Here is an 11081-nt window from a genome sequence, read left to right on the forward strand (position 1 = left end):
GGCCATAAACAGTGCGACATAGACCAACTTTTACCATGGAACTATCCAAACAAGGTGTGATCGAAACATCGCTTACAGCTGATTGATGACAGGGCAATTTATTCGGCCACTCCTGAAATACATGGAATCGTCAGTTTTTGGACGTATTTTGTGAAAAACTACGATTATTACTGTTTAGGTGAACCAGTAACGATTGCTGTATGTGGTAGCGGGCGGCCTCAGCGGCCTCTTGAGGGCTTCGATTTTGAATCGCGTTAAAAATTGCCCGATGCTCTGATGCAAGTTGTTCGGGTCTGTCCTCTGGAATATATCGAGCGCCGCGCAGCATGACCATGGAATCAGATATAGCGCGAATTGCTTTCATGAAATATCGGTTGTGCGTTGCTTCATAGATGGCATTGTGAAACTCCCAGTTGACCTGGTTGAGACGGTGCCGATCGTGCAATAATTCTTCCGATCTTTTTAAAATATTGTCGATCTGCAAAATTTCTATATCCGAAGCATGCTGAGCTGCAAAGCGGGCAGCTGTAGCCTCCATCTCTTGACGCAACATATATAATTCAACAACTTCCTGATGTGCCAGTTCAGCAACAACTGCACCCTTTCTGGGGGTTAGCACGACAGTTCCGTCGTTATGTAAGCGTCTAAGCGCCTCACGTACTGGTGTTCTGCTAACGCCTAATTCTGTTGCCACAACTGTTTCGCGGATGTGTTCGCCGGGAGTATAGCGCCCTTCACGAATGCTTTTTACCAACTCGTCGTAGATGTGCGAGCCTAACTGGGAAATCTCTGTTTCCACGGTTGAAGCAGCTGAGTTGTTCAGGGCGCTTTTCTTCAAGTTGATGTCCTTTCAAGCGTCTACTGGCAAATCGGTTAAGTGCTTTGAGTATATACATAATATTTGTTTGAATCTAGATGTTCCTAATTGTACTTGTTTAAGTACATAAAATACAATATGTCTTTTTAAGAACACGATTCTGTACAAAATCTCGGAGGAATGTCGGGTGGAGATTGAAAATCAGCGCATTATAGATGCGGAACTCAGTGCGCTTGAACTGTCTGAGCCGGGCAAAAATCATTTCTTTGGATATTATAACAAGCAGATCTGGGATCTGACGGGGTCACGCGTGCTTGCGCTGCAATGTGATTTTCCCAACAAAGATTTGCAGCCGTCCGATGTGGTAGCAGTCGGATATTTTGACCTTGCCAATGGCAACAAGTTTCAGAAGTTAAGTGAAACCACCAGTTGGAACTGGCAGATGGGGGCGCAGCTGCAATGGCTGGAAGCCACGCAGTGTCGTGAAATTATTTTTAATATCCGGCGCCCGCTTAATGATGCTGACCTTTATCCCGGGTTTGGTAGCCGCGTCGTTAATGTGGAAACCGGAGAAACGCGCGAATATAACGTGCCTGTTTATGTGGTTGCACCCAGCTCGGAATGGGCTGTTTGTGTAGATTACCGTCGTTATAATGCTACGCACCCGACCATTGGTTATGTTGATGAGCTGGCACCTGTCGAACTACCATTGGCACCATCAGACGATGGTATGCATATTTTGGATATGGTGAGTGGCGAAACCAAGCTTATCCTTTCGCTTGCTGATTTGAAAGCCAATCAACCTGTCGCATCTATGGATGGTGCAATTCATTGGATTAGTCATCCCGAGATCGCGCAAGATTCAAGGCGTATTTTGTTTCTCCATCGCTGGACGAAACGCATTGAAGACGAATTTTGCTGGTTACACCGTCTTTACTCGATCAATCCTGATGGCACGGATTTATACCTGCTTGAGTGTTCCGATCACCCAATTCCGCAATTGGACGATGCCTATGATGCCGATGCCAATAGTGTTTTTGATTATGAAAAATCTGAATACCAGATTTCTCATCCAACTTGGGTGAACCCGAAAGAAATCATGGTTTGGGGTCCGCATAAGGGTGAAATTCATTATAATCTTTATACGGATCGCTCGGATAAGGTTGAATTCATTGGCACGCAGGTGCTGACCGAAAATGGTCACATGACCTATTCACCCAATGGTCGTTTCATTCTATCCGATACTTATCCCGATGATACAACGAGCATTCGTACTCTTTTTATCTACGATACCCATACAGGCGCTCGTTATGATATTGGACGGTTCTGGACTGACACTAACCTTGGCAAAGTAAACCGTTGTGATCTGCATCCGCGGTGGCGCAGAGACGGACGGGCTGTGTGTATAGATTCAATCCACACAGAAGCACGCAATCTGTATCTGATTGAAGTCGGTGACATGCTTGACCAGATTCAAGCCGAAGGTGACAAGGCTTAATCATGGTCAGCTATCAACAGGCGTATGATGCACGCAAAATTCTGAAATTAGGCAATTTGTCTGATTTTCCGGCCTCAGGATTTGCTGCTTTGCGTTGGCAACCGGATAATCGCCGTCCAGAATTTTGGTGCGACGGTTGGCACGAGCTGGCGGTTATCAATGGCATTGATGTTGACTTGCTGGTCAATAAAGCTGCTGAAATGGCGGGGCGTGATTGGCAAAGATTGCTGATTTGTGATCTCGCTGGCGTGCTCTCACAAAATGCCGTACCTGTTGAGAATTGGGATATTGTATCATCTGAAGATGCCAAGTTTAGCTTGACGCCAACTACAGCTAATCTGCTCTCCTCCATCTGGTTTTTCCTACAATATGGCGAATGTCCGCCATTAAATGCAGAGCCGGATATGCAAGAATCATTGAAAGCGCTGGAAGAGATTCATCTGGATGGTTCAGCCCAAGCGCCTAAAGTGCTGAGTGCTGAACAGATGGAAAGCGATCTGCTGCTGCTTGACCGTCTTATAAAATCTGAATTCTCTTATTGGTGGATTTCCACATCGGAATATAGCGTGCGCCACGGGCAAATGCTGGCTGAAATCCGCCAGTCCGGCGCGAATAAATCGCGGATCCAGCATGTGGAAGCCATGCGGGATTTGATGGTGTTGTTGGGTGATGCCCATACACGTGTCAATTCTGCTGATAGCGCATTAATCAATAGCGGCATTGCCCCATTGCAATTTGATTGGATCAAGCAAAAGCTCGTTGCTGTGAGCTTGGATCGCCGCTCACTTATTGAGCCGGAATATCCCTTTGTCACAGCTATTGCTGGTGTGCCGATAAAAGAATGGAAACGCGTGGCTGGTGGCGGAGTGCCGCGCGGTACGAGTTCCATGCGCCGCACATGGATGGCGCGTGAAATTCGTCGTATTGGTGCTTTGGCCGAAAAACTCAATGTAGTTTTGTCGGATGATATGTCCGTTACGGTGACGCTCACCAATGAAAGCGGTAGTGCGACCAAGAATGTCATATTAACATTGCTTGATCATGATCCAAAGCCTGAGATTGAGCCGGTTCAGGGTGGCATTATCGCTGGTAATATTGGTTATATCGCACTGCCTGCAGGCATGGTTGGCGAACCGGAAGCGATTGCTGCCGCACATACTTTGATGCGTAGTTTCGAGGCTACAGATGGCATCATAATTGATATTCGCGATAATGGTGGCGGCTCAAGGCATCTGTTGCAGGCCATTATCGGCTATTTAGTGCCTAAGAATAAAGCCTATGTGACGTCTTGGGCACGGATCAGACGGATGCCTGGCGGTGATCCGGAAGCTGGCCGCCATATTATGCAAAAGCGTTTGATGCGCCCATCGAACAGTACCGAATGGAGCGGGGAGGCGCAAACCGCAGCTGCAGATTTTATGGCGCAGTTCGTACCTGAATGGCCGGCGGCAGAAAATGAAAATTTTGGCCCCGTAAATCTTTTGATGGCTGAACGTTTACCGGAACATGGTGACTTGCATTTGGCACAGCCTGTCGCGCAATTAATTAATTTACGCAATTACAGCGCCTCCGACATTTTTGCATCTTCGATAGCAGCGTTGCCACAGGTTCGAAGCTTTGGAACACCGACGGCAGGTGGCAGTGGTTTTGTCCGCCGCACGATTTTGCCGGCAAGTGGCACTGAAATTCAGATTTCGACGATGGCTTCAGGCATGATCAACGGTGATCTTTATGAGCGCCGCGGTGTTTGCCCTGAAGAAATAATCGAACCGTCTCTCGCACAATGGAGAGATGGAAGCGATGCTGATCCGGTTTTGCAAAGAGCCGTCAGCTATTTAAAGAGTATGAAATAACAATTAACGCTTAGCCTTTTCAAGGAGGGGGAAACATGAAAAAGACACTCGCTTTAGCCCTGTTAATGAGTAGTACAGTTTTTTCTGCGACGGGAGCTGCTTCTGCAGCTGAGCCAGGCTGGATTTCTATTTCCGCTTGCGTTCCTGCGGCTCCACTCATTCCAACTAATACGAATGAAAGATGCGGCTCCGACGTTTTACAGCCAATCCTTGCCGGTCTGGTCAGTGTTGATCCCAAAACCGGAAAGGTTTTGATGGATATTGCAACTTCGATTGAAACAGATGACAACATCAACTGGACAGTCACAGTTGCAAAAGATCGTGTTTTTCATGATGGTACACCAGTAACAGCCAAAAGCTTTGTTGATGCTTGGAATTGGGCAGCTTATGCGCCTAACGGCCAGACCAACAACAACTGGTTCACTGATATTGAGGGCTATGAGGCACTCAGCCCTAGTAAAGTTGATGGTGTAACACCGGAGCCGACCTCCACTGAAATGACGGGTCTGAAGCTCATTGACGATAATAGTTTCAGCATCAAGCTGAAGGCACCATTGCCGTCATTTATTTCCAAGCTGACCTATAAAGCATTTTTCCCGATGCCTGAGGCTTTTTTTGCTGATACAATGGCTTATGCGAAAAAGCCGATTGGTGCCGGTCCTTTCATGTTTGAATCCGGCAGTGCAGATAGTGGTTTCCGACTGGCTGCTTTCGAAGGTTATACCGGTCCGTTCAAGCCATCACTCAAGGGTATTGAACAGCGCATTTATACCAATGGTGAAGCTGCCTATAATGACTTGGTTGCCGGCAATCTTGATATGATGCGCGATGTGCCTGTTTCCAAGCTTGTTGGTGAGCAATGGAAGCGCGATCTTGAAGACAGAACATTGCTGTTTCCGACAGGGGCAACAATGGCGCTCGGTATGCCTTACACGGATGCAAACAAGCAGCTCTTGAGCCCGGAATTGCGACAAGCGCTTTCTATGGCAATTGATCGTGAAGCGATAATTGAAATCATTATGAATGGCACCGCAGTCGCTGCAACTGGTTGGGTTCCACCGGCAGCTGATGGCTATGTAGCAAATGGTTGTGGTGACACTTGCAAATTCAACCCGGAAAAAGCCAAAGAGCTTTACGATGCGGCCGGTGGCTATGAAGGTGATATCAAGCTCTATTACTCGGCTGAAAGCAACTTGAAGCCTATGATGGAAGCAGTTTGCAACTCAATCCAGAATACATTGGATGTTACCTGCCTGCCACAGTCTTTATCAGATAATTCCACTTTCTCCTCACTCACCCGTTCGGGTAAGATTGACGGCGTTTATCCTGCAAACTGGTCTTTGGATTATCCTGCAATTGATAACGCATTGATCCCTGTTTACTCGATCAACGGTACATCAAACCGTGGACAATATGCTAATGACGCTTTCGAAAAGCTGATTGAAGAAGCCAGCTACAAGAAGCAGGAAGAAGCATTTGAAATCTATCAGCAGGCTGAAAAGCTTTTGGCTGTAGATCTGCCGCGTGTTCCGCTTTGGCATCCGAAAGTGGCGGTTGGTTATTCGCCGCGCGTTGGTGAAATTGTTCTCTTCTCCAATGGTCGTCCGGATTACACACGGATTTCGCTTAAATAACCGATAAACACAATGTGTCACAAGGGATGAATCGTTATGTCCGGTTACATTCTACGCCGTTTGTTACAGTTCATCCCTGTTGCACTGGGGACAACATTTATCGTATTTTTTCTGGCTTGGGGAATGCCTGGCGATCCTTTAGCCGGAAAATGCGGTGATGCAGAGTGTTCCGAAGCTTTTATTGCGCAGGCGACTGCGCAATATCACTTGGATGAACCACTGCCGGTTCGTTACGTTTATTATATGATGGATGTGTTCAAGGGAGATCTTGGACGTTCATTTACTGGTCGGGATGTCGCCGAGCAGATTGCCGGTGTATTTCCGGCGACCATTCGTCTTGCTTTGATGGCAGTGGTCATTGAAGCGTTGATCGGCGTTGCTCTGGGAATGCTGTCAGCTTTGAAACCAGGCAAATTTTTGATACGGCAAACTTGCTTGCAGGTCTTGTCATAATCGCCTTTCCAACCTTTGTAATTGCGAATTTGGCGCAGTTGATTTTAGGTGTCCGCCTTGGCTGGTTTCCGGTGACGGTCAATGATCCAAGCAGCTTCAGCCAGATGTTGTTACCTGCTTTTGTGCTTGCCATTTCTCATCAGGTTGTGCTGACGCGTTTGACCCGTACGACTGTTATCGACAGTTTGCAGAGTGATTATGTACGTACAGCCCGTACGAAAGGCCTGAAAGATAGCCGTATCATGCTCGTGCATGTGCTGCGCAACAGCTTGATACCTGTTGTGACTTATATTGGTAAAGATATTGGTGGCTTGCTGGCTGGTGCAATTGTTGTTGAAGGTGTCTTCAATATTCAAGGTGTAGGCGGCCTTATCGTTCGCTCAATCCGACTTCATGATGGCGTTACAATTGTCGGCGCGGTGACGATCATCGTTCTTATTTATCTCTTCGTTAATCTGCTGGTCGATTTGACCTATGCTTTGCTGGACCCACGGATTCGCTATGAATAAAACACCTTCAGCAGCAGCTATTCCAACTGAAACACTACCGAGCGGTCAATCACTGAGCCGTATGGCTTTCCAAGAATTGAGCCGGCGTCCGCTCGTCTGGATAATGCTGGTAATCTTGGTTGTTCTGGCCTTGATGGCAATTTTTCCCGAATGGTTTACTTCGGCTGACCCGCGTAAATGCCAACTGTTGAGTGCGCGGCGCGCGCCATCAGGAAGAGCATGGTTTGGTAATGATATCCAGGGCTGTGATATTTATGCACGTACCATTTATGGCACTCGTGCCTCACTGGTTGTTGCTATATTAGCAGCACTTGGCTCGACATTGATCGGCGGTATTGTGGGGTTGATAGCAGGTTTTAAGGGGGGGGCTATTGATGCTATTTTATCCCGTATTACGGATATTGTCATGGGGCTGCCGACCTTGCTGGGTGCTATCGTTATCTTGTCTGTTTTGGGCAATAACGGCGGCAATGGCATGCTCCGTCTGGCATTGGTATTGTCAATGCTTGGCTGGGCAACGGAAGCGCGTTTGATGCGTGCCAGTGTTTTGCAGGTTAAAGAAGCTGAATATATTCGTGCTGCCCGTGTGGCAGGGGCTTCTGAGATGTGGATTGCCTTACGTCATATTGTTCCCAATGCAATTACACCACTTTTGGTTATGGCGACCTTATCGCTCGGCGGCTATGTGGGAACAGAGGCGACCTTGTCCTATTTAGGTTTGGGTTTGCAGCCCCCGATCATTTCTTGGGGAACAGCTATTAGCGATGCGCAACCATATACTGGTGCTGCCCCCCATATGCTGATCTTCCCATCATTATTTTTGGTGGTGACCGTTTTAGTTTTCGTTCTCTTGGGCGAAGCTGTGCGGCGTGCCTTTGACCCCCGTTCCCGTTGAGGTTTCATCATGAATTCATCAGATAAACCACTGGTCTCGGTCAAGAATCTTTCCGTTAGCATTGGCGAAATTCCAATTCTGGATGGTGTCGACATCGACATTTATCAAGGGGAGATTTTGGCCGTGATGGGGGAATCCGGAGCAGGTAAAAGCATGGTGGCAATGTCCATTATGGGTATACTACCACCTTTGGGCAGGATTATTGGTGGCGAGATATTCTTCCGTGACCAAAATCTGCTCGGGATTGATAAAAATTCTCGCCGTGAATTGCGCGGAACCAGCATGGCCATGGTGCATCAAGATGCACCAACAGCTCTTAATCCGGTTTATACGGTCGGTTATCAAATTGCAGAAATGTTCCGCGCCCGTCTTGGTATGGGCCGCAAGGCCGCGCAGGAAAAAACTGTCGAGCTTATTAAGAAAGTCGGCCTGCCCAATCCGGAAGAACGCGCAAATTATTATCCCCATCAGTTATCCGGTGGGATGCGTCAGCGCATCATGATTGCTATGGCGATTGCGTTGCAACCAGACTTTTTGATAGCGGATGAGCCAACGACAGCCCTCGATGTGACCGTCCAGGCGCAAATTCTGGATCTTTTGGCAGAGTTGCAACGAGAAAATCAGATGGGCGTAATGCTTGTTACCCATGATTTTGGTGTTGTGGCTGAAATTGCTAATCGGGTGGCTATTTTATATGCAGGCCGCGTGATTGAAACGGGCAAGCCGGAAGAAATATTTACGCGCGCCGCACATCCTTATGCCTTGGCTTTAGCTGCTTGTGTACCTGATCTTGATTTGGAAGAACAATCGCTACCATCTATTAGCGGTCGTCCCGCCAGCTTGATGGATAGTGTGACCGGTTGCGCCTTCGCACCACGTTGTCCATTCGCACAAGATATTTGCTTCAGCGAACGGCCTTTACTTAAAGTGGTCGCTCAGGGGCGCCAGGCTGCTTGTCATTTTTCAGAAAAACTTATGGCTTCTGATAATGCTGCCAGTTCCTTTATCTGAGGATATATTAGATGTCTCAAAATGAAACTATTTCAGAGAAACCCATTCAGCCACTTCTAGATGTACGGGACTTGGTTTGCCACTTTCCTGTCCGCTCTGGCCTTTTGCGCCGGCAAACTGGCGCTGTTCAGGCCGTTGATCACATTTCTTTTTCTGTCGCTAAAGGTGAGGGGTTAGGAATTGTAGGCGAATCCGGATGCGGAAAATCCACGCTGATCAACACAATCTTGAAATTGGTTCCTGTCAATAGTGGCGAAATTATTTATGAGGGCCGAGACGTTCTCTCGATGTCGGGTAAGGAGTTGCGCAATTGGCGGCGTGAAGTGCAAATGGTTTTTCAAAATCCGTTTGCTTCCTTAGATCCACGTATGACAATCGGACAGATTGTCGAAGAGCCATTAATTGTCAGCAAGTCGGGCTTGAACCGTGCGGAACGGCACAAGCGTGTTGTGGAAACAATGGAAATGGTTGGCGCTGACTCACGTCAGGTTGATCGATATCCGCACCAGTTGTCCGGCGGCCAACGCCAACGTGTGGGCATTGCACGGGCATTAGTACTCAAACCTAAATTATTGGTGCTTGATGAACCTGTTTCCGCCTTGGATGTGTCCGTTCAGGCGCAAGTTTTAAATTTACTTGAGCGATTGCGGCATGAATTGGGATTGACGACCATTTTCATTGGCCATGATTTATCGGTGGTAAGCTATGTCAGTGATAGAATTGCGGTTATGTATTTAGGCCGTATCGTTGAAATCGGCACGCGTGAAGAAGTATTTAAAAGCCCGAAGCATCCTTACACACAAGCTTTATTATCAGCGGTTCCAAGTGTGAAAAAAACAAAAGGGCAACAAAGAGTTCGGCTAAAAGGTGATCCGCCCAATCCAGCCAATCCACCAAGCGGCTGCCGGTTTCATACGCGCTGTTCTTACGCAACGGAATTGTGCTCAAAATCGGAGCCGGCGTTGCCTGTCGATACAGAACACTCGGCAGCATGCTACTTTCCAAGATAGATTGTCCTGAGTATAAAAATAGATTTAAAAAATTATAATTCACTGTGAAATGCTCCTTGGACACACCTTGGGAGCATTATTCGTATCAAAAATTTTTGACTTTCGAACGCATCCGGATAGTTGAACCGCCGTATGTTTACCGGCGTTTAATTTGTTTGACGATTATTCAGCTCTGTCACATATTTCATATTCTGATAAAAATCTGTTCAGCTTCTGCAGGTGTTATATTTCCGATTAGCTCCAGCAAACGTTGATCATTGTACCAATGGATCCAGTTGAGCGTTTCTCATTCAGTTACGGCATTGTCATAAGCGTCGCCAATGCTACGGACCAAAGATCAAATCTGGGCCGCAGCTAGCCACTCGGTCTATTTTATAGAAAGATATTTATATCCGCGGACAGAGTGGTAGGTCAAATCCTTATTCATAGCGGCTTTACGCTTTGAGATGGCTTGCTCAAACGCATCAAGCTGGAGTTGCTTAGTAAAATGTGATCGCTTTGTCATGTAAGTTTCCTTTCAACTCAAAAACACTCCACTTTTACTAAGCAAGCCCAGTTTCATAAATGAGCCTAAAGCCGGCATGTCTGGTTGAGCTATCAGGTGTATTCCCCATTCTGGAAGCTATGCGGTAGCGGTGGCAATAGCTCGCATGGCAGAGATAAGATCCGCCTTTTAGTAAAATTCGTTTTTCAGCTTGTTGGTTTTGTAGTCTGGATTTTTTGGACAAGGAGCGAATTTTATACGTGTCTATACTCCACTCCCAGCAATTGCCGGACATATGGACTTGCTTCGTAAAAGTGGAGAGGTTTTCTTAAGTTGAAAGGAAACTTACATGACGAAGCGAGCATGTTTTACGAAGAAATTTGAGCAGGAAGCAGTTCGGCTTGCTGAGACAAACGGTCGAACCCGCAAGGAGGTCGCAGAAGATCGCGTCATAGGTCTTTCGACTCTAAATCGCTGGCTTTCCCGCAACCGTGACGCAGGCGTGAATGATACTAGCCTCCGCAAGTCCGAAGAACATATGGCGGCTGAGCTTAAACGTCTTCGACGTGAGAATGAGATTTTATGTCAAGAGCGAGATGTTTTGAAGAAGGCAACTGTAGATTCAACCTCTCAATGCAATATTATATAAAATAGCGGTTTGTGGCGTTTGATAGCCTAGCGTTTTTCTAGGATGTGGAGCTGATCAAACAATTGTCTTTATTGAGTGTTTTTATTGATTTGAGGTTTTGACAGTAGGGAGGCTTATTATGAGCGATCTGTTCTGGCTTTCAAATGCTGCATGGAATGCAATCGAACCACATTTACCCAAGAACCAACCCAGAGCTTATCTTATAAAAACCTTTGGCTTCTTGAGATACAAAGAAGCTGTTACCCAGCACTGTTAACTGCGGGGTTGC

Annotated in this window: 11 protein-coding genes; 9 read left to right on the forward strand and 2 right to left on the reverse strand. The window is 47.0% G+C overall.

Features of this window, described 5'->3' with window-relative positions:
- Positions 1 to 130: 130 nt before the first annotated feature.
- Complete coding sequence (locus tag JNC77_RS17110) at positions 131 to 838, reverse strand: GntR family transcriptional regulator (RefSeq protein ID WP_374834695.1); 708 nt, start codon at positions 836 to 838, stop codon at positions 131 to 133.
- A 166-nt stretch (positions 839 to 1004) separates the two neighbouring features.
- Between JNC77_RS17110 and JNC77_RS17115 the strand changes: the two genes are divergently transcribed.
- Genes JNC77_RS17115 through JNC77_RS17150 form a run of 8 tightly spaced genes read left to right on the forward strand, consistent with a single transcriptional unit; the run spans position 1005 to position 9680 of the window.
- On the forward strand, positions 1005 to 2315 hold the full coding sequence (locus tag JNC77_RS17115) for a hypothetical protein (protein WP_374834697.1): 1311 nt from the start codon (positions 1005 to 1007) through the stop codon (positions 2313 to 2315).
- A 2-nt stretch (positions 2316 to 2317) separates the two neighbouring features.
- Complete coding sequence (locus tag JNC77_RS17120; protein ID WP_374834699.1) at positions 2318 to 4168, forward strand: S41 family peptidase; 1851 nt, start codon at positions 2318 to 2320, stop codon at positions 4166 to 4168.
- A 35-nt stretch (positions 4169 to 4203) separates the two neighbouring features.
- Positions 4204 to 5802: a peptide ABC transporter substrate-binding protein gene (locus tag JNC77_RS17125; RefSeq protein WP_374834701.1), complete on the forward strand. Its 1599-nt coding sequence runs from the start codon at positions 4204 to 4206 to the stop codon at positions 5800 to 5802.
- 36 nt (positions 5803 to 5838) lie between these two features.
- Positions 5839 to 6255: an ABC transporter permease gene (locus JNC77_RS17130; RefSeq protein WP_374834703.1), complete on the forward strand. Its 417-nt coding sequence runs from the start codon at positions 5839 to 5841 to the stop codon at positions 6253 to 6255.
- Complete coding sequence (locus JNC77_RS17135) at positions 6234 to 6764, forward strand: ABC transporter permease (protein WP_374834704.1); 531 nt, start codon at positions 6234 to 6236, stop codon at positions 6762 to 6764. Before JNC77_RS17130 ends, JNC77_RS17135 begins: the two co-directional genes overlap by 22 nt.
- Positions 6757 to 7659: an ABC transporter permease gene (locus JNC77_RS17140; protein WP_374834706.1), complete on the forward strand. Its 903-nt coding sequence runs from the start codon at positions 6757 to 6759 to the stop codon at positions 7657 to 7659. The genes JNC77_RS17135 and JNC77_RS17140 overlap by 8 nt, the downstream gene beginning before the upstream one ends.
- Positions 7660 to 7668: 9 nt before the next feature.
- Positions 7669 to 8670 carry an ABC transporter ATP-binding protein gene (locus tag JNC77_RS17145; protein WP_374834708.1) on the forward strand — a complete coding sequence of 334 codons (1002 nt, stop codon included), beginning with the start codon at positions 7669 to 7671 and terminating at the stop codon, positions 8668 to 8670.
- An 11-nt stretch (positions 8671 to 8681) separates the two neighbouring features.
- Positions 8682 to 9680, forward strand: coding sequence for an ABC transporter ATP-binding protein (locus JNC77_RS17150; protein ID WP_374834710.1), 999 nt, complete (start codon positions 8682 to 8684; stop codon positions 9678 to 9680).
- A 542-nt stretch (positions 9681 to 10222) separates the two neighbouring features.
- On the opposite strand, the gene JNC77_RS17155 is transcribed toward JNC77_RS17150, so the two are convergent.
- Positions 10223 to 10459 (reverse strand): SUMF1/EgtB/PvdO family nonheme iron enzyme, encoded by a 237-nt coding sequence (locus tag JNC77_RS17155; RefSeq protein ID WP_374834712.1) that lies wholly within the window; start codon positions 10457 to 10459, stop codon positions 10223 to 10225.
- 54 nt (positions 10460 to 10513) lie between these two features.
- On the opposite strand from JNC77_RS17155, the gene JNC77_RS17160 reads away from it, so the two are divergent.
- Entirely contained in the window at positions 10514 to 10813 is a 300-nt protein-coding gene (locus JNC77_RS17160; RefSeq protein WP_374834714.1) for a transposase, read from the forward strand.
- Positions 10814 to 11081 lie beyond the last annotated feature (268 nt).

The organism is Paenochrobactrum pullorum (assembly GCF_041929845.1).
Taxonomy (GTDB): Bacteria; Pseudomonadota; Alphaproteobacteria; order Rhizobiales; family Rhizobiaceae; genus Paenochrobactrum; species Paenochrobactrum pullorum.

Bases quoted from the DNA above. Each gene is read 5' to 3' on its own strand.
- JNC77_RS17120 (WP_374834699.1), top strand. From the start codon at position 2,318: ATGGTCAGCTATCAACAGGCGTATGATGCACGCAAAATTCTGAAATTA.
- JNC77_RS17125 (WP_374834701.1), top strand. From the start codon at position 4,204: ATGAAAAAGACACTCGCTTTAGCCCTGTTAATGAGTAGTACAGTTTTT.
- JNC77_RS17130 (WP_374834703.1), top strand. From the start codon at position 5,839: ATGTCCGGTTACATTCTACGCCGTTTGTTACAGTTCATCCCTGTTGCA.
- JNC77_RS17140 (WP_374834706.1), top strand. From the start codon at position 6,757: ATGAATAAAACACCTTCAGCAGCAGCTATTCCAACTGAAACACTACCG.
- JNC77_RS17145 (WP_374834708.1), top strand. From the start codon at position 7,669: ATGAATTCATCAGATAAACCACTGGTCTCGGTCAAGAATCTTTCCGTT.
- JNC77_RS17150 (WP_374834710.1), top strand. From the start codon at position 8,682: ATGTCTCAAAATGAAACTATTTCAGAGAAACCCATTCAGCCACTTCTA.
- JNC77_RS17155 (WP_374834712.1), bottom strand. From the start codon at position 10,459: ATGTCCGGCAATTGCTGGGAGTGGAGTATAGACACGTATAAAATTCGC.
- JNC77_RS17160 (WP_374834714.1), top strand. From the start codon at position 10,514: ATGACGAAGCGAGCATGTTTTACGAAGAAATTTGAGCAGGAAGCAGTT.